Origin of the sequence: Micromonospora sp. NPDC050276 (assembly GCF_044459545.1) — a bacterium.
Classification (GTDB): Bacteria; Actinomycetota; Actinomycetes; order Mycobacteriales; family Micromonosporaceae; genus Micromonospora.
Window position 1 is genome coordinate 489,595 of sequence record NZ_JBITJA010000005.1, and the last position, 25,431, is coordinate 515,025.

At 71.1% G+C, this 25,431-nt stretch carries 20 protein-coding genes and 1 pseudogene; 1 reads left to right on the top strand and 20 read right to left on the bottom strand.

Annotation, left to right across the window (positions count from 1 at the left end; all coding sequences use genetic code 11):
* Positions 1-75: 75 nt before the first annotated feature.
* From ACIBF8_RS13765 to ACIBF8_RS13860, 20 genes and pseudogenes are all read right to left on the bottom strand, one after another.
* Entirely contained in the window at positions 76-2,187 is a 2,112-nt protein-coding gene (locus ACIBF8_RS13765) for a ThuA domain-containing protein (protein WP_396783054.1), read from the bottom strand.
* 75 nt (positions 2,188-2,262) lie between these two features.
* Complete coding sequence (locus tag ACIBF8_RS13770) at positions 2,263-5,118, bottom strand: PQQ-dependent sugar dehydrogenase (protein ID WP_396783055.1); 2,856 nt, start codon at positions 5,116-5,118, stop codon at positions 2,263-2,265.
* Between the two features lie 217 nt (positions 5,119-5,335).
* The gene (locus tag ACIBF8_RS13775; RefSeq protein ID WP_396783056.1) at positions 5,336-6,403 is read right to left on the bottom strand and encodes a polyprenyl synthetase family protein; all 1,068 of its coding nucleotides are present in this window, start codon (positions 6,401-6,403) and stop codon (positions 5,336-5,338) included.
* The gene (locus tag ACIBF8_RS13780) at positions 6,400-7,818 is read right to left on the bottom strand and encodes an alkaline phosphatase family protein (protein WP_396783057.1); all 1,419 of its coding nucleotides are present in this window, start codon (positions 7,816-7,818) and stop codon (positions 6,400-6,402) included. The genes ACIBF8_RS13775 and ACIBF8_RS13780 overlap by 4 nt, the downstream gene beginning before the upstream one ends.
* On the bottom strand, positions 7,815-9,014 hold the full coding sequence (gene eboE, locus ACIBF8_RS13785) for a metabolite traffic protein EboE (RefSeq protein WP_396783058.1): 1,200 nt from the start codon (positions 9,012-9,014) through the stop codon (positions 7,815-7,817). Before eboE ends, ACIBF8_RS13780 begins: the two co-directional genes overlap by 4 nt.
* The gene (locus ACIBF8_RS13790; RefSeq protein ID WP_396783059.1) at positions 9,014-9,871 is read right to left on the bottom strand and encodes a TatD family hydrolase; all 858 of its coding nucleotides are present in this window, start codon (positions 9,869-9,871) and stop codon (positions 9,014-9,016) included. The genes eboE and ACIBF8_RS13790 overlap by 1 nt, the downstream gene beginning before the upstream one ends.
* Positions 9,872-10,480, bottom strand: coding sequence for an EboA domain-containing protein (locus ACIBF8_RS13795; RefSeq protein WP_396783133.1), 609 nt, complete (start codon positions 10,478-10,480; stop codon positions 9,872-9,874).
* 195 nt (positions 10,481-10,675) lie between these two features.
* Positions 10,676-11,527 (bottom strand): annotated as a pseudogene (locus ACIBF8_RS13800) (sugar phosphate isomerase/epimerase family protein); the annotation flags it as partial.
* Positions 11,524-12,471, bottom strand: coding sequence for an SCO3242 family prenyltransferase (locus ACIBF8_RS13805; RefSeq protein ID WP_396783060.1), 948 nt, complete (start codon positions 12,469-12,471; stop codon positions 11,524-11,526). The gene ACIBF8_RS13805 and the pseudogene ACIBF8_RS13800, both read right to left, overlap by 4 nt.
* Positions 12,455-13,618: an inositol-3-phosphate synthase gene (locus ACIBF8_RS13810; protein WP_396783061.1), complete on the bottom strand. Its 1,164-nt coding sequence runs from the start codon at positions 13,616-13,618 to the stop codon at positions 12,455-12,457. Before ACIBF8_RS13810 ends, ACIBF8_RS13805 begins: the two co-directional genes overlap by 17 nt.
* 635 nt (positions 13,619-14,253) lie before the next feature.
* On the bottom strand, positions 14,254-15,429 hold the full coding sequence (locus ACIBF8_RS13815) for a Gfo/Idh/MocA family protein (RefSeq protein ID WP_396783134.1): 1,176 nt from the start codon (positions 15,427-15,429) through the stop codon (positions 14,254-14,256).
* A gap of 54 nt (positions 15,430-15,483) precedes the next feature.
* Complete coding sequence (locus ACIBF8_RS13820; protein WP_396783062.1) at positions 15,484-16,536, bottom strand: substrate-binding domain-containing protein; 1,053 nt, start codon at positions 16,534-16,536, stop codon at positions 15,484-15,486.
* A 97-nt stretch (positions 16,537-16,633) separates the two neighbouring features.
* Positions 16,634-17,761 (bottom strand): ABC transporter permease, encoded by a 1,128-nt coding sequence (locus tag ACIBF8_RS13825; RefSeq protein ID WP_396783064.1) that lies wholly within the window; start codon positions 17,759-17,761, stop codon positions 16,634-16,636.
* Entirely contained in the window at positions 17,758-19,266 is a 1,509-nt protein-coding gene (locus tag ACIBF8_RS13830; RefSeq protein ID WP_396783135.1) for a sugar ABC transporter ATP-binding protein, read from the bottom strand. Before ACIBF8_RS13830 ends, ACIBF8_RS13825 begins: the two co-directional genes overlap by 4 nt.
* 193 nt (positions 19,267-19,459) lie before the next feature.
* Positions 19,460-20,638, bottom strand: coding sequence for an ROK family protein (locus tag ACIBF8_RS13835; protein WP_396783066.1), 1,179 nt, complete (start codon positions 20,636-20,638; stop codon positions 19,460-19,462).
* Positions 20,639-20,925: 287 nt separating this feature from the next.
* On the bottom strand, positions 20,926-21,951 hold the full coding sequence (locus ACIBF8_RS13840; RefSeq protein ID WP_396783068.1) for a YihY/virulence factor BrkB family protein: 1,026 nt from the start codon (positions 21,949-21,951) through the stop codon (positions 20,926-20,928).
* A gap of 92 nt (positions 21,952-22,043) precedes the next feature.
* Complete coding sequence (locus ACIBF8_RS13845) at positions 22,044-22,853, bottom strand: ABC transporter permease (protein ID WP_396783069.1); 810 nt, start codon at positions 22,851-22,853, stop codon at positions 22,044-22,046.
* A gap of 34 nt (positions 22,854-22,887) precedes the next feature.
* Entirely contained in the window at positions 22,888-23,676 is a 789-nt protein-coding gene (locus ACIBF8_RS13850) for an ABC transporter permease (RefSeq protein ID WP_396783071.1), read from the bottom strand.
* 285 nt (positions 23,677-23,961) lie between these two features.
* Entirely contained in the window at positions 23,962-24,153 is a 192-nt protein-coding gene (locus ACIBF8_RS13855) for a DUF397 domain-containing protein (RefSeq protein ID WP_396783072.1), read from the bottom strand.
* Positions 24,144-24,932, bottom strand: coding sequence for a Scr1 family TA system antitoxin-like transcriptional regulator (locus ACIBF8_RS13860; protein ID WP_396783074.1), 789 nt, complete (start codon positions 24,930-24,932; stop codon positions 24,144-24,146). The genes ACIBF8_RS13855 and ACIBF8_RS13860 overlap by 10 nt, the downstream gene beginning before the upstream one ends.
* Positions 24,933-25,203: 271 nt before the next feature.
* Between ACIBF8_RS13860 and ACIBF8_RS13865 the strand changes: the two genes are divergently transcribed.
* Positions 25,204-25,431, top strand: coding sequence for a flavin reductase (locus tag ACIBF8_RS13865; protein WP_396783076.1), 228 nt, complete (start codon positions 25,204-25,206; stop codon positions 25,429-25,431).

Genomic DNA, 25,431 nt, shown 5'->3' on the forward strand with positions numbered 1-25,431 from the left:
GGTGGGGGGCAGAGCGTGGGGCGGCGCCCCGCCGGCGGGGTGGAGCCGGCGGGGCGCCGCGTCAAGGGGGTTGGGTTAGGGCAGGGTCCACTTCTGGTTGGCCGCGTTGAGGCAGGTCCAGAGGTGCACGATGGTGCTGTCGGCGGAGTTGTTGCCGGAGACATCGAGGCACTTGCCCGACGACGGGTTGCGCAGGGTGCCGTCGGACTGGGCCGCCCAGTTCTGGGCGCCACTGCCGTTGCAGGTCCAGAGTTGGATCTTGGTGCCGTCCGCGGTGCCGCTGCCGGAGACGTCCAGGCACTTGCCGAGCGCCTTGATCGTCGAGTTCGGCGTCACCGTCCAGGTCTGCGCCGCGCTGCTGTTGCAGGTGTAGATCTGGATCTGGGTGCCGTCGGCGGTGGCGCCGTTGCGGACGTCCAGGCACTTACCGGCCAGACCCTTGATCGGGCCGACGCCGGTGCTGCCTCCGGTCCCCTTGACCAGGGTGAAGTCGTCCACGTCGAAGAGCCCCGTGCCGCTACCGGTGAAGGTGAGGTAGAGGTTCTGGGTGCCGGACGGGACGTTGGACAGTGCCGTGGTGACGTTGGCGAAGGTCGTCCAACTGCCGGTGTTGGGCACGGCGACCGAGCCGAGCACCGGGCCGGTGGCCGAGCCGGTGCGCACCTGGATGGTGCCACCCGCGCCACCGGAGACGACCCGGGAGGTGAACGAGGTGACCCCGGTCAGGTTGACCCCGTTGTACGCGGCCCAGTCGCCCGGATCGATGTAGCCGATGGTCTGCCCACCGTTGGCGCCCGCCTTGGTGAACGCGGAGACGCCGTTGGCCGAGCTGAACGCCTCGGCCTGGATGGTGGTGTTCCCGGGCTGCGGCGTGGTGCCCAGTTCCTTGATCCGGATGTTGCGGAAGAAGGCGTCGTCGCCGGTGCCGTGGTTCTGGATGCCGATGTGGCCGGCCAGCGAACGGACCGGGTTGGTGTTGGTGAAGTCGTTGATCTTCACCCCGTTGAGGAAGATCTGCAGCCGCTCACCCTCGACCAACAGCTCGTACGTGTTCCACTCCCCCGGCGCGTTCAACGCCGCGTCGCGAGCGGCGATGTCGGCGGACTTGAACGTGTAGACCGCGCCGGTGGTGCGGTCGACCGCGTCGGTGGCATCGATCTGGATCTCGTAACCGTTGTCCACCGCCGACCACGGATCACTCGATGGCGGGAACCCGATGAAGATGCCGGAGTTGTCGTCGCCGGCCAGCTTCCAGTCCAGCTTCAGCGAGTAGTTGGTGAACTGCTTGGCGCTGTACCAGTAGAGACCCATACCGCCGACCGAGGTCAGGGTGGCGTCGGAGTTGGTGAAGTTACCCGGGCCCGCCTGCGACCAGCCGGTCGTCGAGCCGTTGAACAGCGGGGTGTACCCGGTCTCGGGCCGGCAGTCGGCCTTGCTCCGACCGGAGGCATACCGGATGCCGCCGAGCAGGTGGGTCCGGAACGCCGGCTCCGCGTACGACGCCTGGGTGTGCCCCGCGCCGGTGTAGAAGGACCGGCCACCGTTGTAGCTCTTGCACCAGCTCAGCGGGTGGTCGGCGCCCATCCCGCCGCCGGAGTACGACGACTCGTCCAACGTGGCCAGCACGTGGGCGGTCGACCGGGGGTTGGTCCGGTAGTTGTACCACTCGTCGGTGCGGGTCCAGGTCTGCGGCAGGTGCCCGGTCGCCGCGTGGCCCCGGTCCTCGACCTTCATGTTGGCCTGTTGGATGGCCGGGTGCGAGGCGAACCACGCGCCGACCAGGTTGCCGTAGAAGGGCCAGTCGTACTCGGTGTCGGCCGCGGCGTGCACACCCACGTACCCGCGTCCGGAGGCGATGTACGACTCGAAGGCGGTCTGCTGGCTGGCGTTGAGCACGTCGCCGGTGGTGTTGAGGAAGACGACCGCCTCGTACTGGGCGAGGTTGGTGGTGGTGAACGCGGCTGCGTCCTCGGTCGCGGTGACGGTGAAGTTGTTCGCCGCGCCCAGGTCGCGGATGGTCTGGATGCCGACCGGGATCGCGTCGTGCCGGAAACCGGCGGTCTTGGAGAAGACCAGCACGTCGTACGGGGCGTCGGCGGCGCTGGCCGGGGTGGCCGGGGTGGTGCAGGCGATGACGGCGAGTGCGGCCATGGCCGCACCGAGGACGGGTCGCAGGCGTCTGCGCATATCGCTCTCCTAATTGCGGTTAGGAGGGGCCCCTCGCCTCACACTAGGCGTTGTCGAAGGGCCCCTCCCGCCAGCTCAGGGCAGGATCCACTTTTGGTTGGCGGCGGCGGTGCAGGTCCAGAGGTGGACCACCGTGCTGTCAGCGGAGTTGTTGCCGGAGACATCGAGGCACTTGCCCGACGACGTGTTGCGGAGCGTGCCGTCGGCCTGGGCGGCCCAGTTCTGGGCGGCGGTGCCGTTGCAGGTCCAGAGCTGGATCTTGGTGCCGTCGGCGGTGCCCGCTCCCGAGACGTCCAGGCACTTGCCCAACGACTTGATCGTGGAGTTGGGGGTGACTGCCCAGGTCTGCGCGGCGCTGCCGTTGCAGGTGTAGATCTGGATCTGCGTGCCGTCGGCGGTGGCGGCGTTGCGCACGTCCAGGCACTTGCCACCGAGGCCCTTGATCGGCCCAGCCCCACCGGCCGGGGGCGTCCCGGTGACGAAGGTGAAGGCGTCCAGGTCGTAGAGCGCCCCGGTGCCCGACCCGGCGAAGGTCAGGTAGAGCGTGGTGGTGCCGGTCGGCGGGCTGCTGATCGTCCCGGTGACCGTGGTGAAGGTTTCCCAGCCGCCGGTCACCGGGACCGTGGCCGAGCCGAGCACGGTGCCGGTTGCCGAGCCGGCCCGGACCTGGAGGGTGCCGCCGGCACCCGCCGAGGAGACCCGGGCGTTGAACGAGGTCACGTTGCCGAGCCGGTACGGCTGGAACGCGATCCAGTCGCCGTTGTTGATGTCACCGACGGTCTTGCCACCCTCGGCGGTGGTCTTGCTGAACACGTTGATCCCGGACGAGGTGCCGTAGAACTCGGCCTGGCGGTGCCGCGGCGGCAGCGTGTGCTGGGTGTGCGTGGTCAGCCCGCCTGCGTCGGTGTACTCGGCGTCGAAGATCGCGAAGATGTTCGCCGCGTCGTCGTGCTCACCGTCGACCGGGATGGTGATCGAGCCCGAGCAGCCGGTCTTCGAGGTGATCTGGTGCCCGTGCTGGTCGTGCCCGAGCACGTAGGTCATCTTGACCTTGGTGCAGTCGATCGTGCCGTCCTCGGGGTCGGTCACCGTGATGCTGAACGGCACCGTGTCGCCGAAGCTGAACAGCTGGCCGTTGCCGGGGTTGTTGATGGTCACCGTGGGCGCGGTGTTGCCGACGCTGATCTGCACGCTGCTGCTGCCGGTGGCACCCTGCGGGTCCCGCACCGTCAGCGTCGCGGTGTAGCTGCCGTTGGCGCTGTAGGTCTTCGTCGGGTTGGCCGCCGTCGAGGTGGTCCCGTCACCGAAGTTCCACGAGTACGTCAGCGCGCCGCCCTCGGGGTCGGACGAGCCGGCCGAGGAGAAGGTCACCGTGAGCGGGGCCGCGCCAGAGGTGCGGTTGGCGCTGGCCTTCGCGGTGGGCGCCCGGTTGCCGCCGCCAACGTAGTCGAAGCGGTAGAGCGCCGAGTTGGCGTCGCCGTTGAAGTAGCCGGTGCCGTAGTCGAGCACGTAGTACGCGCCGTCCGGGCCGAACGCGGAGTCCATCACCTGCTTGCCGACCCAGGGGAAGGTGTCGATGGCGCCCCGGGAGCCGTCGGCGTTGACGTGGATCGGCTTGATCCAGCCTCGGCCGAACTCGGTGGCGAAGAACTGCCCGTCGAAGGACTGCGGGAACTTGGTGGTGGAGGTCGACGAGGCGTTGTACCGGTAGACCGGGCCGCCCATCGGCGACTCGGAGCCGCCGCCGAACTCGGTCGGGGTGCCGGCGTCGCCGGCGTACCGGATCCAGGCCGGCTGGGCCGGCGGCAGAGTGGTCAGGCCGGTGTTGCGGAACGAGTTGTTGGTCGGCCCGCCGGTGCAGTTGTACTTCGCGCCGCTGGCGTTGGTGGCGAAGTCCCACTCGTTGTACGTCTCGGTGGTGGTGTTGGTGCCGGTGCAGTACGGCCAGCCGTAGTTGCCCGGCGCGGCGACCCGGTTGAACTCGACCTGGCCGGACGGCCCGCGGGTGGAGCTGGTGGTGCCGGCGTCCGGCCCGTAGTCACCGACGTAGACGACACCGTTGGCCTTGTCCACGCTGATCCGGAACGGGTTGCGGAACCCCATGGCGTAGATCTCCGGCCGGGTCTTGGCCGTGCCGGGTGCGAACAGGTTGCCCGACGGGATGGAGTACGTCCCGTTGGCGTTCACCTTGATCCGCAGGATCTTGCCGCGCAGGTCGTTGGTGTTGCCGGCGCTGCGCTGCGCGTCGTACGCGGGGTTGCGGTTGGTCCGTTCGTCCAGCGGCGAGTAGCCGGACGACTCGAACGGGTTGGTGTCGTCACCGGTGGACAGGTAGAGGTTGCCGGCGGCGTCGAAGTCGATGTCCCCACCGACGTGGCAGCAGATGCCCCGGTTGGCCGGGACGTCGAGCACGTCGACCTTGCTGGCCTGGTTGATCGTGAAGTCGGAGTTGAGGGTGAACCGGGAGAGGCGGTTGACCCCGTTCCAGGCCGAGAAGTCGGTGCCGGTGGCCGGCGCGTCACCGCTGGGGGTGGAGAGCGGCGGGGCGTAGTAGAGGTAGATGTAGCGGTTGGAGGCGAAGCCCGGGTCGACGCCGACGCCCTGCAACCCCTCCTCGTCGTGCGTGTAGACCGACAGGGTGCCGATCACGGAGGTGGTGCCGTTGGCGTCGGTGCGGCGCAGGGTGCCGTTGCGGGCGGTGTGCAGGACCGAGCGGTCCGGCAGCACCGCCAGCGACATCGGCTCCCCCATGTCGGCCACCCCGCGGGCCAGCTCGACCTGCTGGAAGTCGGTGGCGACGATCGGGTGCGCCTGTGCGGGGGCCGAGCCGGCGGCGAGCGTGACCGTGCCGGCGGCGACCGCCAGCAGCAGCGCTGATCCGGCGGAGAACCATCGTCGGGATCGATGTGTGGGAGCGTCCTTCATGGACATCTGTGCTGCCCCTTCCTGACGAGTGACTGCCAGGCCGGGCGCGCGCCGTCGCGCCGGATGCCGTAGCGGTGGTGGGGGTCGATGGGTTACCGCGCCGCCGGTTCACCTCGACGAAACATTGTCGTGTTGGCCACGACACTAAGTCGCACGTGTCGATGTGTCCATACCTTCCGGCGGTTCAGCATCAACTTTTGTCGATCTAATCGAAAGTCGCCGGTCAGGCGCGTCGGTCGATCGCCTGCCCGGCCAGCGCAACCAGGGCCGCGCGGGCCTCGTCGGCCACCATCGCGCTCTGCAGGGCGGAGAGCGCGGCCTCGGTACGGACCCGGATCATCTGCTCGATCCGCTCCCGGGCACCGGTCGCCTCGATGATGTCGCGCAGCTCCGCCGCGCCGTCGGCGTCCAATGCCGGATTGCCGAACAGCTCCCGCAGCCGGATGGTCTGCGCCCGGTCGGCGGCGCTGCGGGCCAGCGCCATCATCACCGTGGGCTTGCCCTCCCGTAGGTCGTCCAGGACCGACTTCCCGGTGACCGCCGGGTCGCCGAACACGCCCAACACGTCGTCGCGGAGCTGGAACGCGTCGCCCAGCGGGTCACCGAACTCGCCCAGCGCGGCGATCAGTTCCGGGCCCGCGCCGGCCAGGGCCGCGCCGATCTGCAACGGCCGGGTGACCGTGTACCGGGCGGCCTTCATCCGGATCACGGTGAGCGCGCTGGCCACCGAGCCGTCGCCCACGCCCGAGACCAGGTCCAGGTACTCCCCCGCGATCACCTCGGTACGCATCAGCGCGAACACGCTGTAGCCCCGGTGCACCTGCTCGGTGCTCAGCCCGCACTCGTGGAACATCTGATCCGACCAGGCGGCGCAGAGATCCCCGCAGAGCAGCGCGGTGTTGCGCCCGTACGCCTCGGGGTCGCCGCGCCACGCCGAGCGGGCGTGCAGGTCGGCGAAGAGCCGGTGCACCGACGGCTCACCCCGGCGGCGGTCGCTGCCGTCCAGGATGTCGTCGTGGATCAGCGCGAACGCGTGGAACAGCTCCAGCGCCGCCGCGGCCACCACGATCGGGGTCCCGTCGGCCGCCCCCGCCCCACGCCAGCCCCAGTAGCAGAAGAGCGGTCGCAACCGCTTGCCGCCGGCCAGCACGAATCGTTGGAGCGCGGTGAACACGCCACGCGGCGCCCCGTCCGGCCAGTCCGGGCCCTGCCGGTCGAGGAACCCGGCCAGCTCCGCGTCGAAGCGCGCCCGCAGCTCACTGGCGTCGGTGGGCGCGACAGTGACCGTCATGCCCCCTCCCCCGACCCGTCCTCCGTGCCACCGGCACTCAGCCCGGCCAGCTCCAGCAGCAGCGCCTTGACCTCGGTCGCCGCGATCTTGTCCCGGGCCGCGGCCGGGTCGGAGCAGAGCAGCACCGGGGCGTCGGCCGGGTCGTCCGGCAACCGCCCGTGTGAGCCGCGCACCGCCCGCGCGCCGGCGTCCAGGCCGACCGCGCTCATCAGGTAGCGCATGCCGAGCTTCTTGCGGGCCAGCGCCACGCCGGCACGAGCCTTCGCGGCACCGGGGTTGGCCGGATCGAAGAACAACTCGGCCGGGTCGTAACCCGGCTTCCGATGGATCTCCACCAGCCGGGCGAAGTCCGGCGCGCGAGCGTCGTCCAGCCAGTAGTAGTACGTGAACCAGGCGTCCGGCTCGGCCACCAGCACCAGCTCACCGGCGCGCGGATGGTCCAGCCCGTGCGCGGCCTTGCCGTCGGCGTCGAGCACCTCGGCCACCCCGGGCAGGCCGGCGCAGAGCTTCGCCACCGCCGGCACATCCGCCGGATCCTTGACGTAGACGTGCGCGACCTGGTGGTCGGCGACCGCGAACGCCTTCGACGTCCACGGGTCGAGATACTCCATGCCCGCCTGGGTGTGCACCCGCAGCAGCCCCTCGGCGCGCAGCAGCCGGTTGATGTCCACCGGCCGGGACACGTCGGTGATGCCGTACTCGGACAGCACCACCACTGTGGCGTCCCGGGCCCGGGCGGCGTCCAGGAGCGGGCCGAGCACCGCGTCCAACTCGGCCGCCGCGGCGGCGGCCTGGGCCGACGAGGGACCGAAGCGTTGCAGGTCGTAGTCGAGGTGCGGCACGTAGACCAACGTCAGGTCGGGCGACACGTCGGCCAGGATCTGCTCGGCCGCCTGGCAGATCCACCGCGACGACGGCAACCCGGCGGTCGGCCCCCAGTAGGTGAACAGGGGGAATGTGCCCAGTCGCCCGGTGAGCGCGTCGTGCAGCTCCGGCGGATCGGTGTAGCAGTCCGGCTCCTTGCGCCCGTCGGCGTAGTAGACCGGTCGGGGGGTGACCGTCCAGTTGACGTCCGCGCCCATGGCGTACCACCAGCAGACGTTGGCGACGGTGTAGTCGGGCTCGGCCCTGCGGGCCGCCTGCCAGAGCTTCTCCCCGCCGACCAGCGCGTTGTGCTGCCGCCACAGCAGCACCTCGCCCAACTCCCGGAAATACCACCCGTTGCCGACGATCCCGTGCCCGCTGGGCGGCTCGCCGGTGAGGAAGGTGGACTGCACCGAGCAGGTCACCGCGGGCAGCACGGTGCCCAACTCGGCCCGGAAGCCGCCGTCGGCGACACCCCGCAGTCGAGGCATGTGCGCCAGTAGTCGGGGCGTCAACCCCACCACGTCGAGCACCACCAGTCGCCGGCTCATCGCGTCACCCCCACGGTCACGGTGTTCTCCGGGGTCAGCCCGAGGCCGACCAGTTCGTCTCGGGCGAAGGCCAGCTCCGCGGCGATGCCGCCGGCCAGCTCCGCGTCGGTGCCGGGCCGTCGTGCGGCGGGCAGCACCCCCCAGGTGTACGTCTCGACGTCGAGGTGGTCGCAGCCGGCGGTCGGACCGTCGAAGAGCGCTCTCAGCGCCGCACGGAGCACCGGCAGGGTCGAGCCGAGCGGTTCCTCGGGTGGGGCGTGCAGGGGCACGTGGTAGTGCACCCGCCACGGGCCGGGCAGTGCCCGGTCCAGCGCCTCGTCCAGGTCGTCGGCCGCGTACGCCGGGTCGGCCGGGTCGGCCAGCCCGGCGCAACCGGCGCCCCGGGTCTGGTGCAGGAAGCGCGGCTCCACCCAGCGGCGCAGCGCGTCGGCCCCGCCGTCCGGGTCGGCGGCCTCGACGGCGGCGGAGACCTGCACCTTCACCACCGGCAGCCCGGCCGCCCGTAGTCGGTGCAGGGCCTCGGTCGGCTCCTCCCAGGCGCAGGCCAGGTGGGCCAGGTCGAGGCAGACTCCCAGCCGTTCGGTGTCCATCCCGGACAACAGCGCCGCAGCCTGGCCGCTGCTCTCCACCACACAGCCGGGCTCCGGCTCGAAGGCGACCCGCACCTCCCGGCCGGTGTCCCGCTGCACCTCGGCCAGGCCGGCGGCCAGCTGGTCCAGCCGGCGTCGGGCCGCGTCGGCCCGGTCGGTGTCCCACGGTTGCCGCCAGGCCAGCGGCAGCGTGGAGATCGAGCCCCGGGCCGCGTCGCCGGGTAGCAGGTCGGCGAGCACCCGGGCCAGGTCCAGGGTGTACGTGAGGCGTTGTTCGGTGGTCCAGTCCGGGTGGTACACGTCCTGCTTGACCACCGGCGCCTGGAAGGCCGCGTACGGGAAGCCGTTGAGGGTGACCACCTCCAGCCCGCGCGCGTCCAGCTCGGTGCGCAACCGGCGGCGGAGCGTCGGGTCGGCGGCCAGCTCGGCGGCGACCGGGGCGGCCAGCCAGAGGCCGAGCCCGAGCAGGTCGCTGCCGAGCGCCTCGCGGACCGGCACCGCGTAGGTGTCCAGTTGACCGAGGATGCCGGCAAGGTCCTCGGCGGGGTGCACGTTGGTGCAGTAGCCGAGGTGGACGGTCTCGCCGCCGGCATGTCGCAGCCGCATCAGCTGCCCCCGCGCAGGATCGAGTTGCCGGTCTGCGGGTCCACGGCGACGGCGTCGTCCAGGTCGCTGAGGTCGAGCCGCCCGGACTGCCCGTAGAACTCCACCGGGTTGCGCCACAGCACCTTGTCGACGTCGTCGTCGCCGAACCCGGCGGCCAGCATCGCCTCGCCGGTGGCCTTGGTCAGCAGCGGGTCGGAGCGCCCCCAGTCGGCGGCCGAGTTGACCAGCATCCGGTCCGTGCCGTACTCGCGCAGCAGCTCCACCATCCGCTGCGGGGTCATCTTGGTGTCCGGGTAGATGGAGAAGCCCAGCCAGCAGCCGCTGTCCCGGACCAGCTTGACGGTCACCTCGTTGAGGTGGTCGACCACCACCCGTCCCGCGTCGATGCCGGATTCGGCGACCACCGCGAGGGTCCGCTCGCAGCCGCGCGCCTTGTCCCGGTGCGGGGTGTGCACCAGCGCCGGCAGCTCGTACGCCACCGCGAGGGCGAGCTGGGCCGCGAACGCCTCGTCCTCCTCGGGTGTCATCGAGTCGTACCCGATCTCGCCGACCGCCACCACCGCGTCCTTGTCCAGGTAGCGGGGCAGCAGGTCGAGGACCGGACGGCAGCGCGGGTCGTTGGCCTCCTTGGGGTTCAGCGCGATGGTGGCGAAGTGCCGCACCCCGAACTGCCCGGCCCGGAACGGCTCCCAGCCGATCAGCGAGTCGAAGTAGTCGATGAACGACGCGGCGCTGGTGCGCGGCTGACCCAGCCAGAACGCCGGCTCCACCACCGCGCGTACTCCGGCGGCGGCCATCCGTTCGTAGTCGTCGGTGGTGCGTGAGGTCATGTGGATGTGGGGGTCGAAGATGCGCATTCACGCCTCCCGGGGCAGTGCGGCGGTGAGCCGGTCGAGCAGGTCGGTGGCGTCGGCGGGCAGTTCCCGGCCGGCGGCGTGTCGTTCGGCGGCCAGCGCGGCCAGCATCGCGGCCAGCTCACCGTCGGCCCGGGTGTCCAGGTCGGCCACGACGGCCAGGGGGACGCCGCTGAACACGCACTTGAGCACCGCCTGCCGCCAGGCCGCCGGGTCGAGGTGCCGCGCGTACGGGCCGAGCGCGGCGGCGACCAGCCGGGTGTCGTTGGTGCGGATCGCGTCGTGCAGCAACGGAACCCCGGCCGCGCCGATCGGCAGCAGCGACAGGGCCCGCAGCACGGCTCGTCGTTCGGCCGCGTCACCGTGCTGGTAGAGGCGCTCGGCGTACGCCGCGTGCTCGCCGGGCAGGCTGGTGAGCAGCAGCACCCGGGCCGCGTCGTCGGCGGTCCAGCCGGGGGCGTCGGGCAATGCGGCCCGACCGCAGCGTCGGCCGACGGCGGGGAAGAGCCGGGTGATCGCGGCGGGCTCGGCCGCAACTCGGCGCAGCGCCGTGTCCAGCCAATCGGGATCGGGTACGCCTCCCAGCGCGGCCCGTAGTGAATCCGGTGTCATCCCGTCTCCTCCCCTTGTAGCTACGCCGGCACCCCGGTGCCCCGCCACCCTTTGCTCTGCACCTACATATGCACCTGGGTGGTCTTCGGCCGGTGTCGCCTCGGCGGGTGTCGCCTCGGCGGGTGTCGCCTCGGCGGGTGCAGAGCAAAGGGTGCGAGCACTGTGACCAGCGGCGGCCGCGGCGGCCCGCAGGAACTCGATCGACCGGGCGGCCACGGCGGGCGCGGCGTGCGAGTCGCGGGGCAACTCCACCGCGACCAGCCCGCGATAGCCGGCCGCGGCCAGGGCCGCCAGCACCGGCGGGAAGTCGATCTCACCCACGCCGAACTCCAGGTGCTCGTGTACGCCCCGGCGCATGTCGTCGATCTGCACGTTGACCAGGTGCCCGGCCACCTCGGCGACGCACTGCGGCACCGGCCAGGGCTCCAGGCACCGGCAGTGACCGATGTCGAGGGTGATGCCGAAGCGGGCCGGACCACCGAGGGCGGCGTGCAGCCGACGCCAGTCGGCGATGTCCTGCACCAGCATCCCCGGCTCCGGCTCGAAGCCGAGGGTGACGCCGGCGGTGTCGGCCGCGTCGACCACGGTGGCGCAGCCGGCCACCAGCCGGTCCCAGGCGCACTGCGGTGACACCGCCTCGGGCCGCACACCAGCCCAGAACGAGACCGCCTCCGCGCCCAGGTCCGCGCCGATCCGTACGGCCCGGCGCAGGAACTCGATCCGCCGGGTCGGGTCGTCGTGCAGCAACGTCGGTGCGTGCTTCTGCCACGGGTCGAGCAGGTAACGGGCCCCGGTCTCGATGACCACCGCCAGGCCCAGCGCCTCCAACCGTCGGCCGACTGCGGCGACCCGACGTGTCAGTCCGGGCGCGAACGGGTCCAGGTGATCGTGGTCGAGGGTGAGTGCCACCCCGACGTAGCCGAGATCGGCGATGACCGCGAGCGCGTCGTCGAGACGGTGGTTGGCGAAGCCGTTGGTGCCGTACCCGAGGCGCAGCGTCGTGGCGTCGGCGGGCGGCTCGGCCGGTCGGGGCTCGGGGACGCTCATGTCGGCGAGACCTTCCGGGCCAGCCGTCGGCCCAGCGGCGCGGCCGCCGCGACGGCCACCCCGAGCAGACCGGCGCCGCCCCGCGCGGTGAGGGCCCCCTGGAGGGCGGGCAACCCGGTGATCCCGGCGCCCACGGCGGCGCGGACCCGCCCGGCCGACGGGTCCCGGACCACCTCGACCTGGGCCGCACCGTAACGGGCGGCATACCAGCCGGCCAGCACGGCGGGTAGCACGGCCGCGATCCCGGCCGTGCGTCTCGCGCGCCCACCGACCTCGTCGACGGTCCCGGCGGAGTCGGTGACACCGGCCTGGTCGACCGCTCGGGCCCGCTTGGCGCCCGGCACGGCGACGGCGGCGCTGGCGGCGACCAGCGCGGTACCCGCCAGGGTGCGCTTCGGCAGGGCGGCGTCAGCGCCGGTGACCTCCCGGCGGGACAGCGCGGTGACCGTCCAGGTGTGCGCGGCGACGGTGGCCGCCGCCGGCAACGCCCGGGTCAGCCGGCCGCCGGACGCGCCGAGCAGCACGTCCAGCCCCCGGCAGGCGGCCATCACGGCCGGGCCCGCCGCGGTGTTCTTGGCCAGCAGGTCGTACCCCCAGATGGTGGCGGCCAGCGGCACGGCGAGGGCGGCGGCTCGGCGACCGCCCACGGCGGCGGCCAGGCCGACGCCGGCGGCCGTGAGGCCCGCCGCGAGACCGACCGCCGCGGCCGGGGTGACCCGCCCGCTGGGGATCGGCCGCTCGGGCCGCTCCACCGCGTCCAGGCGTCGGTCGGCCCAGTCGTTGGCGGCCATGCCGGCCCAGTAGAGCAGCACCGACGCGCCGGCCAGGGCAGGGGTACGCGGGCTCAACGCGCCGGCCGCCGCCGCCCCGGCGATCACGTCGCCGGGCACCGAGAGCGCCGCTGGAGCGCGGACCAACTCGGCGAGGTCAGCCAACGTTGTCATGGGCACCGTCCCCGCCGTGCAGTTGCCGGGTGAAGGCGGTCAGCCGGGCCCACTGCTCACCCAGCGAGTGGGTGGGCGAGCCGAGCGGGTCCTTGAAGAAGAAGCCCAGATCGGCCAGCGGGCCCACCTGCCCGGCCGCGTGCGCGGCGGCGGTGAGTCGGGCCAGGTCGAGCACCAGCGGCGCGGCCAGCGCGGAGTCGCAGCCGTGCCAGGTGAACTCCATCCGCATGCCGGTGCCGAGGAAACCGCTGAAGGTGATCAGATCCCAGGCGGTCTTGAAGTCGCCCAGCTCCTCGACGAATTCGATCCGGGTGCCGCCCTGCGGAACGTAGCCCAGCGTCTCGCCGAGCACCCGCTGCTTGCTCTGCACCTTTGCCGCGTTCGCGGCCGGGTCGGCGAGGGTGGCGCCGTCGCCACCGCCGAGCAGGTTGACCCCGGACCAGGAGCCCACGGCCAGGTTGCGCATCGCGAACATCGGCGCGAGCACCGACTTGACCAGGGTCTCCCCGGTCTTGCCGTCGTGCCCGGCGTACGGCAGTCGGGCCTCTTCGGCCAGCGCGGCCAGCGCCGGCAGCCGCAGCCCGGTGGACGGGGTGAAGTCGACGTACGGGCAGCCGGCCAACACCGCCGCGTACGCGTAGAGGGAGCTGACCGGCAGCACCTCGTCGGGCCCGTCGAGGGCGGCCCGCAGCGCGGTCGGGTCGGCGTGCCCGGGGTGTGGTCGAGGGGCCGGCTCGGTGGCGGAGACGTTGACCACCACCACCCGGTCCAACTTGTGCCGCTCCCGGAAGCTGGTGAGGTCACGGACCGCGGCGGCAGCCCGATCGGCCTGGGTGACGCCGGACGGCGCGGGGCGCAGCTCCTGCTCGACCACGCCCAGCTCGTCGCGGAGCGCGGCGACCAGCCGCCAGGGGATGACACCGGCGTCGGCCAGCGCCTCGGCGCGCTTGCACAGGGGTGTGGTGGCCACGTCGTGCCCGCCGAAGACCAGGTCGGTGAAGGCCGGCAGGGCCGGGCCGCGCAGCTCGGGAAGCTCGGTGACGCAGCCGGTCGGCCCGGCCAGGCCGGCCCGCAGCGCGAGCCCCCCGACGATGCTGGTGGTCGCGACGGAACCGCGCGCTCCTACCAGCCAGACACCTGTTCGCATGGTGCTCCTTCCCCGTTCGCGAGGAACCGTCGGTACCGCTAAATATAGGGATATCAGAATATGTTTCGGAAAGATATGGTCCGGTTTCGGAAACAGCCCGGGTGGATGGGCCCCGTCCGCCCGCCCCGCACCGGAACGGCACCGGCTTCCGACGTCGGCGTCGGCGGCGACGACGCCGGACCGGATCCCGGTACAGGTGCGAGCAGACGGGGCTGGTAGGCAGGGTCGGGTCGGCGTCTCGACCCTGCCTCCCCCGCATCCGGCCGGTCGGGGCATTGGCATGCCCCGGCCGGGCGTCTCAGGCCGCCGCGCCCACCAGGACACCGACCGAACCCCGCCGGGAACCGGCGAGCGGATGCGGTACGGGTGGGGGCAACGGCGGGCGGTGTCATCAGGTCCTCCGGAATGTGCACCGGTGGCGGTCCTCCGGTGCGGCCGGGGAATCCCGGTCCGGTCGCACCGGACGACCGTCCTGCTCGTGCGCCACCGGGCCGTACGGCCCGGCTGCACGCTCTCCGCTGCCGACCTCTGTCCCGGCCACGGGGCGCAATCCGTGGCTGGTCCCTCGCCGGTCGGCTTCGGAAAGCCGGTCGGGCGATGGCGGTGCGAACACTGCCATCGCGGATGGTCAATGGTCAGACAGCCGCCGCGGTCAGCGTCGGTTCCACCTCGGCCCAGGAGGAGCCAAGCTCCGCCGAGCGCGCCACCGCGTCCAGCACGAGCTGGACCTGCAACGCGTCGGCGAAGGAGGGAGTCGGGTCGACACCGGTGGCGACCGCCTCGACGAAGTCACGCATTTCGTGCGTGAACGAGTGCTCGTAGCCGATGATGTGGCCCGGGGGCCACCACGCCGACATGTACGGGTGCTCGCCCTCGGTCACCAGGATGCGGCTGAAGCCCTGCTCCACGCTGGGACGGGTGGCGTCGTAGAACTCCAACTCGTTGAGCCGCTCCAGGTCGAAGACCACGCTGCCCAGCGAGCCGTTGATCTCGACACGCAGCGCGTTCTTGCGGCCGGTGGCGAAACGGCTCGCCTCGTACGTGGCCAGGGCGCCACCGTCGAGCCGCGCCACGAAGACCGCGGCGTCGTCGACGGTGACCAACCCGGTGGGCGCCGTGCTGCCGTCCACCGTGGCCGCCAGGCCACTCGACTCGGCCGGCAACGGCCGCTCCTTGATGAAGGTCTCGGTGACCGCGCTGACCCCGCTGATCCGCTGACCCGTGACGAACTGGGTCAGATCGATGATGTGCGCACCGATGTCACCGAGCGCGCCGGAGCCCGCCCTGTCCTTCTGCAACCGCCAGACCAGCGGGAACTGCGGGTCCACGATCCAGTCCTGCAGGTACGTCGCACGGACGTGTCGAATCACCCCGAGCCGTCCGTCGGCGACCAACTGGCGCATCATCGTGACCGCGGGGACCCGGCGGTAGTTGAACCCGCACATCGACCGCACTCCGGCGGCCCGGGCGACGTCCGCCGCGGCGGTCATCGCCCGTGCCTCCTCCACCGTGTTGGCCAATGGCTTCTCGCACAGGACGTGCTTGCCTGCGGCCAACGCGGCGAGAGCGATCTCGGCGTGACTGTCTCCCGGGGTGCAGATGTCGACGACGTCGATGTCGTCCCGGTTGATCAGGTCACGCCAGTCCGTGGTGTACGCGTCCCAGCCGAGTGTGTCGGCGGCGTCGGCCACCTTCGCTGTGTCTCGGCCGCAGATCAACGCCATCCGGGCCCGCGCCGGCAGGTCGAACACGCGGTTCACGGTGCGCCACGCCTGTGAGTGCGCGGCGCCCATGAACGCGTAGCCGACCATGCCGACCCGCAGTTCTTTGTCTGTCGTGGACAAGGTGGGTCTCCCCCCGGTATGTCAGAACCCGAGCTTGTCGTAGCTGCTCGCGTTCTCCTTGGTGATCGTCTCCGAAGCCAGGGTCACTTCCTTGGGCACCTGCAGCTCCGTCAGGTCGCCCAGGCCCCGACCCTGCGCGATGAGCCGCGCGAGCGAGACCGCCGAGGAGGCCATCGACGGGTTGTAGGTGACCGTGGCCTTCAGCACGGTGTTGTCGGCCTTGATCGCGTCGATCGCGAGCTTGGAGCCCGCGCCGCCGACCATGAAGAACTCCGACCGGTTGGCCTGCTTGATGGCCGCGAGCACACCGATGCCCTGGTCGTCGTCGTGGTTCCAGATGGCGTCGATCTTCGGCAGCGCCTGGAGCAGCTGGGACGCCTCGCGCTGGCCGCTGTCCGAGGTGAACTCGGCCGAGCGACGGTTGGTCACCTTGAACCCGTACGTCGCCAGGGCGGCCTTGAAGCCCTCGCTGCGCTCGACGGTCAGCGGGATCTCCAGACCGGCGATCTCACCGATGATCGGGTTGGCGACGCCCTTGTCCTTGAGCATCTTGCCGATGAAGTGCCCGGCCGAGACGCCCATGCCGTAGTTGTCGCCCTTGATGACCAGCCGCGAGGCCAGCGCGTCGGGGAACGCCCGGTCGAGGTTCACGATCGGAATGCCGGCCTGCATCGCCTGGAGGGCAACAGCGTTGACCTCCTTGCCGTCGTGCGGCAGCACGACGATGATGTCCGGCTTCTGGGCGATCAGCGTGCCGAGCGTGGAGCGCTGGGCCTCGGAGTTCGAGCCACCGTCGACCTCCTTGAACTCCACGTCCGAGTAGGCCGCGGCCTGAGCCTTGGCGTTGGCGTGGATCGCGCCCATCCAGCCGTGGTCGGCGGCCGGGGCGGAGAAGCCGATGACGACCTTCTTGCCCGGGGCGTTGTTGCCCTCACTGTTTCCGGCGGCCTTGGTCTGGGTGCTGGCGGCCGGGGTCTCGTTGCTGGTGCAGGCGGTGAGCAGGGTGGCAGCGCCCACTGCGGCTCCACCGAAGAGCAACCGGCGGCGCGACAGGTCGCGACTGTGCTGGGTCATGAATGACCTCCTGGGAGCGGGATTTGACTTATTGAGGGTGTGCGAGGCCCGGCCACCGTCGAATGTCTCGACGTCGCCAGGACAACGGTGCGGTGCGTCAGGTTGCGGTGGTGACCCTGTTCCGCGCGAGGAGCCGAGTGACGGACTTGAACTGGAACTGCTGGACCAGGACGGCGGCGACGATGATGCCGCCCTTGACCATGTTCTGTGCCTCGATGGAGAGGCCGTTGATAGCGAAGAGGTTCGTGATGGTGGCGAAGATGATGACGCCGAGCAGCGAGCCGACGATCGTGCCCCGACCACCGCTGAGCAACGTCCCACCGATGATCGCCGCGGCGATCGCGTCCAACTCGTACAGGTTGGCCATCGCCGCCTGCGCCGAGGTGGCCTGCGAGGTGAGCATGATGGCGGCGATGCCGCAGCAGAGACCGGAGAGCGCGTAGAGCAGCATGGTGTGCCGCCGGACGTTGATGCCGGCCAACCGGGCCGCCTCCGGGTTGCCGCCGACGGCGATGGTCCGCCGGCCGAAGGTCGTCCGGTTGAGCAGCACCCAGCCGGCCAGCACGACCGCGCCGAGGATGTAGACGAGGATCGGAATCCCGATCACCTTGCGCGCCGCGATGTCGTTGATGAAGGTGCTGCTCGACACCTGGGTCTGCTTGTTGGAGATCGATGCCGCGAGTCCGCGCGCGGCCACCAGCATCGCGAGCGTCGCGATGAAGGGGACCAGCCGCCCGTACGAGATGAGCACCCCGTTGACGAGGCCGACGCAGATGCCGACCGCGAGGGCGGTGAAGATCATGCCGCCGGCGCCGTAGCTCTGGGTGGCCACCGTGGTGCACCAGACCCCGGCCAGCGCGACGATCGCGCCCACCGACAGGTCGATGCCACCACCGATGATCACGAAGGTCATCCCGACCGTGACCACGCCGACGACCGAGGCCAGCTGGAGGATGGCCAGGACGTTGTTCCAGACCCAGTTCGGGTCGCCATACAGGTCGGGCTTGGTGACCGCGCCGACCACGATGAGCGCGGCCAGCACCCCGATCAGGCCGAGGTTGCGCTTGGCACCGTCGCCACCGTCACCCCGCCACCAGGAGAGCTTGCCCGTGGAATGTGACTTGTCGCTGGCCACCGCCGTCTCCGCCGGATCCACCGGCGGCGACTGGGCCGGAAGCTGCGGGCGCTCCGGTGTCGCGGTGGGAGTGGGAGTCGCGTCGCTCATGCCGGTGCGCCTTCCATCAAGGACCCCGCCATCACGAGGTCAAGCACAGTGTTCTCGTCGAGTTCGCCGGCCGCGGCTTCGCGGACGACCCGCCCTTCCCGCATCACCAGCACCCGGTCGGCCAGGCCCAGCACCTCGGGCACCTCGCTGGAGACCAGCAGCACCCCCACGCCCTGAGCGGCCAATGCCCGGATGACCTGGTAGAGCTCAGCCCGGGCGCCCACGTCCACGCCCCGGGTCGGCTCGTCGAGAAGCAGCAACTTGGTGCCGCCGAGCAGCCACCGCCCGACCACCACCTTCTGCTGGTTGCCGCCGGACAGTGTGCGCACCGGCCGGTCGACGTCCCGGGGCCGCAGCTCCAGGGTCTCGGCGATCCGGTCCGCCTCGGCGCGTTCCTTGGCGGCGTTGGTGAAGCCGAGCCGCGCGTACCGGCCGAAGGTGGCCAGCGTGACGTTGCGGTAGATCGGCTCGCCGAGCAGCAGCGCCTGGCTCTTGCGTTCCTCCGGGGCCATCCCCATGCCGGCCCGCACCGCCGCGCCGACGCCGGGACGCAGCACCTTCCCGTCCATCCGCACCGTGCCGGCCTCCGCGAGGCGGGCGCCGTAGATCGTCTCCAGCAGTTCGGACCGACCGGAGCCGACCAGCCCCGCGATGCCCACGATCTCCCCGGCCCGCACGCTCAGCGAGACGTCGGCGAACTCACCCGCGCGGGTCAAGCCCTCCACCTGGAGCAGATCGGCACCCGCGGAGTCGTCGGTCGGCCGGTCCGGGAAGACGTACTCGATGGTGCGGCCGGTCATCCGGCTCACCAGGTCGCGGGTCGGGGTGTCGCGCGCCGGCAGGTTCGCCGCCGTGGTCCGGCCGTCCTTGAGTACGGTGACCCGGTCGCCGATCTCGCGGATCTCCTCCATCCGGTGGGAGATGTAGATGACGGCGATGCCCTGCGCGGTCAGCTCCCGGATGATCCGGAAAAGGTTGCCGACCTCGTCGTGGGCGAGCACCGCGCTCGGTTCGTCCATGATGATCAGTCGGGCCTCGTGCGACAGCGCCCGGGCCATGCTGACGATCTGCTTGCCGGCGGCCGGCAGCGACCGGACCATCCGTCCGGGCGGGATCTCGCCGTGGCCGAGCCGGCTGAGGATCTGCCGGGTGTGCCGGGCCATCCGGCCGCGCCGGACGAACCCGAAGCTGCGGTACTCGTGCCCGAGGAAGGCGTTCTCCGCCACCGACAGGTCCTCGACGAGGTCGAGCTCCTGGTAGATGGTGGCGATGCCGGCCTTCATGGCGGCCTGCGGGTTGGCGAACGTGGCCGGCTCACCGCGCCACTCCACCAGGCCGGAATCCGGTTGGTGCACCCCGGCGAGCACCTTGATCAGGGTCGACTTGCCGGCGCCGTTCTGCCCGAGCAGGCAGTGCACCTCGCCGGCACGCACCTCCAGCTGCACGCCATCGAGCGCCCGTACGCCAGGGAAGGTCTTCACCACATCAGTGAGGCGCAGGACCACCTCGCCCGCGACGGTGTCGGCGGGAGCCTCGACCAGCGGCGCCTCGGCGACGGCCTCGGCCGACGCGGTGGCGGCGTCATCCTCGGGCAGGGCCACAGTCTCCTCCTCGCTCACGACGGAATCTCGAACAGCTTCACTGTGCCGGCCTCTGTTCGCGACTGCGGGGCTCGCAAACCCGGCTCACTCCTCGCGCTCACGATGCTTCCCCGAAGGCGACGTCACTCGCTAGCACCGCCGCGCCGGTGACGCCGGCACGGCCGCCCAGCTCGGACAGGACGACGGGAAGATTGCCGGTGGCCAGCGGCAGGGACCGGCGGTAGACCACACTGCGGATCTCGGCGAGCAGGATGTGACCCAGCTGGGCCAGCCCGCCACCGATCACGATCATCGACGGGTTGGTGAAGCTGACCAGGCCGGCGAGCACCCCGCCGACCCGCCGCCCGCCGTCGCGGATCAACTGGATGCAGGTCACGTCGCCCTCGACGGCGCCCTCGGCGACGTCCAGCGCGGTCACCGCACCCCGCAGGGTCAGCCGCTCGGCCAGCGCCGGCGATGCCCCGCTGCGGGCGGCGGCAGCCGCGTCCTTGGCCAGCGCGGCGCCGCTGAACAGCGCCTCCAGACAGCCGACGTTGCCGCAGGAGCACATCGGACCGTGCGAGTCGACCTGGATGTGGCCGATGTCGCCGGCACAGCCGTCGGTGCCCCGGTAGACCTCGCCGGTGAGGTAGATGCCGCACCCGATGCCGGTGCCGATCTTCACGAAGAGGAAGTCGTCCACCGAGTGGGCGACCCCACCGTGCCGCTCGCCGATCGCCATGATGTTGACGTCGTTGTCGACCACCGCCGGGCAGCCGTGCTCCCGGCTGAGCAGCTCGCGCACCGGGAACCGGTCCCAGCCCGGCATGATCGGCGGTGAGACCGGAACTCCGTCCCGGAAGCTGACCGGGCCGGGCACACCGATGCCGACCGCGTCCAGTCGCTCGTACGCGCCGTCGACCCGGGCCTTGTGCAGCAGTTCGTTGACCCGTTGCAGGGTCACCTTCGGGCCGTTGCGGATGTCGGCCGGCTCGGCGTAGTGGGCCACCGGTTCGAGGCGACCGTTGACCACCTCGACGTCCATCGAACTGGCGCCGAGGTCGACGGCGGCGAAGCGGAGCTTCGGGTTCAGCTCGACCAACGTCGAGCGACGCCCACCCCGGGATGCGGCCAGCCCGGCCTCGGCGACGTAGCCCAGGGCGACCAGACGATCCAGCTCCGCCAACATGCGCGGGCGCGGCATCTGGAGTCGGTCGCCCAACTCGGCCCGGGACACGGCGCCCTCGTCGCGGAGCAACCGCAACAGTCGCACGTGCAGGGGGTCGACGGTCCGCACCCGGGGAGCCCCCTCTTCATTGGCAGCGTTCACATCGACGCAATGCCGATGTGTTGTGTCCGACACAGTAAGAGCGTTCCACGCCGCCTGTCCAGAGCTTCAACCGTTCCGCAACCAACTTTTGTCCGAAAGAACAAAAGCTACTAGTCGATCAAGGAAAGGATCACGGACCGCCCGCACCCCCTCGCCCGCAGTTTCATCGACGGACATGCGATCGCCCCGCCAGCCGATCCTCGGTGGCGGGGCGATTGGTGCGGAGCCGGGCGGGGCGGTTTCGGGCCGAGCCGTCAGCGGCGGCCCGCGGAGTTGCGCTTCTTGCGCAGCTTGCGATCATCGCGCAACTCGACGTACGGCTCGTCGTCCACCGCGTGCCCCGCCGAGATGGCACGGCCGCGCTCCAGCTCGGCGTCGAACTCGGCACCCAGCAGGATCGCGATGTTGCTCAGCCAGAGCCAGACCAAAAAGATGATCACCCCGGCCAGCGTCCCGTACGTCCTGTCGTACGAACCGAAGTTGCTCACGTAGAAGGCGAACAGACCGGAGATCACCAGCCAGATCACCACGGCCAGCACTCCGCCTGGGCTGACCCAGCGGAAGCCGCCGTGCCGCGCGTTCGGCGAGGCCCAGTAGAGGATCGCGAACATCAGGCTGACCAGGATCAGCAGCACCGGCCACTTGGCGACGTCCCACACCGCGACCGCCGTCGAGCCGAGCCCGATCACATCACCGACCGATTCGGCGAGGCGGCCGGTGAAGACCACGATCACCGCGCAGACCAGCAGCAGCACGCCGATCACCGCGGTCACACCGGCCCGGATCGGCAGCGTCTTCCAGATCGGCCGGCCCTCCGGCACGTCGTAGATGGTGTTGGACGCACGCATGAACGCGCCGATGTAGCCGGACGCGGACCAGAACGCCGCCAACAGACCGATGATCGCCGCGATGCTGGCCAGGCCGCCGTTCCGCTGGGCCGTGTCGATCGCGCCCTCGATGATCTGCTGAATGCTGTCGTTCGGCACCGCCTGGTTGACGGTGTCCTTGACGCCCTCGGTGGCGCTCTCGCCGAGCAGGCCGAGCAGGGAGATCAGCACCACCAGGCCGGGGAAGATGGAGAGCACCCCGTAGTAGGTCAGTGCCGCGGCCCAGTCGATCAGGCTGTCGTCCTGGAATTCGGTGATCGTCCGGCGCAGCGCCGCCCGCCAGCCACTGCCCGGCAGGTCGGTGGGGCTGTCCGGGCCCGCGTCGGGCCCGACCGGCGTGGTGGCGGGATCACCCTCGCGCTCACGCTGGGCGGAAGACTCGTCAGAGGCCATCGCCCCTCCTCCTGGTCGACGGTGTCACCTCCGGCTCTTGGCCGGCGGGATGTCACCTCCGGACATGCCCCGCCGACGGGCACGGGTAACCCCTACTTGTAGAGCAACCTGCCCATCCGGCGGGAGGCCACCAGCAGCCCCACCGCCATCATCGCCAGCAGGTAGAGCACGTCGAGCAGCCAGACCCAGCCACCGCTGCCCAGGGCGACCCCGCGGATCAGGTGCACCGACCGGTACAGCGGGGTGATCTCGACGAGCCAGTGCAGCAGGGTCGGATAGGCCTGCGCCGGCACGAAGGTGCCGGAGAAGAGGAAGAGCGTGAACTGCGCGGAGCCCATCAGGTCGAAATCCTGCCAACTGCGCATGAAGGTGGAGATCGCCATGCCGAGCGCGCCGAACGCGAACCCGACCAGCACCGCGGCGGGCAGGGCGGTCAGGGCGCGGGTGACGCTGGTCAGATCCAGCGCGACCATCACCCCGAGGAACGCCGCCGAGTAGGCGCTGCCCCGCAACATCGCCCAACCCAACTCGCCCATGGCGATCTCGAACGGCCGTACCGGGGTGGCGATCACCCCGTCGTACAGCTTCATGTACTTCATCTTGCCGAAGAAGTTGAAGGTGGTCTCCGCGAGCGCCCCGGTCATCGCCGAGGAGGCGAGCATCGCCGGGGCCACGAACTCGGCGTACGAGACCAGCCGCCCGTCGGGCAGCGGCAGGTCGCCGACCAGCGCGCCGACGCCCACCCCGATGGAGAGCAGGTAGAGCAGCGGCTCCACGAAGCCGGAGAGCAACAGCAGCCAGTAGACCGACTTCAGCGCCGCGACGTTGCGTTCGAGCACCGACGCCGACCGCCGGGACGCGGCGGAGACGTCGACCAGCCGGGGCAGGATCAGCGTGACCACGACAGCCTCTCTGCTTGCTCTTCTGACTGGGTCTCTAGACGACGAGCTTGCGGCGGAACGCGCGCAGGGCCAGCAACCAGCCGGCGACCGCCCAGCCGGCCAGGTAGAGCAGGTGCCCGACGATCGACCACTGTGGCGCGACGCCGAGCGTGGCCGCACGGCACAGGTCCACGGCGTGCCACAGCGGCGTCACGTAGGCCAGCCAGCGCAGCGCCTCGGGCAGCGACTCGACCGGGAAGAACACCCCGGCGAAGAGCGTCATCGGGATGACCGCGAACCGGAACAGCATCGCCAGCCAGCTGTCACTGGACACCGACGCCGCGTACGCGAAGGTCGGCGCGGCGACGGCCAGCCCGAGCAGGGCCACCACCGGCAGGGTGATCACCGCCCACGGGGACCGCAACGCCCCGAACACGCCGGTGACCAACAGGAACGCCGCGATCGTGGTGAGCACCCGGAACAGCACGAAGGCCAGGTGCCCGGCCACGATGTCACCCACCCGAAGCGGCGACGCGCCCTGCGCGAAGTAGGTCTTGACCCACTGGAAGTTGCTGAACACCGGCCAGGTGGAGTCACCGACGGTGACCTGGAGCGCGGTCGAGGCGATCAGCCCGGGGACCAGCCAGTCGAGGTAGCGCACCCCGCCGACGCCCTGGTCGATGTAGGCGCCGACGCCCAACCCGAAGCCGAGGACGGTCAGCACCGGCAGCAGGAACGAGGAGAAGACCCCGGCCCGCCAGGTGCGTCGCAGACCCACCAGGTAGTGCTCGAACACCGCCCACGCCGGCACCCATGGGAACCGCGTCGATCCCGCCACGCTCACCCGACCACCCCGCCCACCCCGACCACCGCGCCGACCACCACGACCTGTCTACCCCCGGGGTACGACAGACCGGCGGTCACCCTACGACGACCCCGTCGACCTGTCGCCCGGGTTTCGCCGTGCCGTCCACGACCCCGCGCGTTGATCAACTCGGCTTGCTGAAAATCGGGGTGTCAACGCCACCTGGATGCCCCGACTTCCGGAAAACCGAGTGGATCAACGAGCGGATCAAGGAACGGATCGAAGCGGCGTGGCCGCTGGTCACCGGCGGACCGAGTCGGAGCCTTACCGGCGAACCGAGTCGGAGCGGACGAACGCGCGCCACGCGTCGGGCGGGAAGACGAGCACCGGGCCGGTCGGGTCCTTCGAGTCGCGGACGGCCACCATCCCGGGCAGGTTGTCGGCAACCTCCACACAGGCACCGCCGCTGCCGTTGCTGCGGGTGCTCTTGCGCCACCGGGCGCCGGTCAGCTCCATGTCTCCGCCACTTCCGCGATCAGGTCGAGGGACTGCTGCTGCGATAGTGCCTCACCCCGGATCGACTCCCACACCTCAACCATCTGCCGGACGTACTCGGAGCGGTCGATAACCTGCCCGTGCCGCTGCCCGTCCAGGTAGACGACATCCTCTCCGGTGGCGGCGGTGGCGATCACGAAGGGACCATCGAGCCCAGCGTACGCACCGGCGGAGAGCGGCACGACCTGGATTCGGACCCGGGGCAGGGCCGAGCCGACCTTCACCAGGTGACGCAACTGCTCGCGCATCACCTCCGGGCCGCCGACGCGGCGGCGCAGCGCGTACTCGTCAACGACCACGCTGAGCAGCGGCGGCCGGTCCCGGGTGAGCACGCTCTGCCGGTCGAGCCGGGCGGTCACCTGCTGCTCGACCTCGTCCGCCGCGAACAGCCCGGCACCGGCCAGGATCGCGCGGGCGTATGCCTCGGTCTGCACCAGGCCCGGCACGTAGAGCGGTTCGAACCAGCGCAGCGCCGTGGTCTCCTGCTCGACGCCGGCCCAGTCGCGGAACCACGGCACCACGGCCTCCCGGCTGATCCGCCGCTGGATGCGTTCGAACCGACCATCGGCGGAGAACACGGCGTCACACCGCCGGGCGAAGTCCAGGCTCGGCCGGCGCTCGGAGGTCTCCACCTTGGCGACCAGCGCCCCGGAATAGCTCAACGCCTCGGCCAGCGCCGCCTGGGACATCCCAGCGGCGGCCCGGGCCAGCCGCAGCTCCTCGGCGAAGTGCTCCAGCATGGACGAACTCTCCACGGACAACCCCCGTACATTCCCGTACCGCGCCGGGCCGATCGCCGTACGCGCTGGTCGTCGGCGTGCGGAACCTCCCACCGTAGTCGGGCCATCAGCAGACTGTCACGCAGCGGAACCGTTCACGGGATCAGACGGCGGGCGGAACCAGGCCGGGAGCGCCCCGTGACCCCCGATCCGGGGCGCTCCCTCCCCACCCACCCCGATGGAGGTTCCCCGTGCGACTCACCCGGTCGGCTCGCGACGGCGGCGGGCACTGATGCCCCGGTACCGCCCACACGTGGCGGCCCGCCCGTCCTGGCGTTGCCGGGTCTGCGGCGCGGCGTGGCCCTGTTCGCCGGCCCGCCTGGCGCTGCTGGGCGAATACCGCGAGGATCGGATCGGCCTGCTCATCTACCTCGCCACGCTGCTCTGCGAGGCGGCCGGGGATCTCGCCGGGCACGATCGGCTGACCGACCGCTTCCTCACCTGGGCCAGGCCCCGTTGA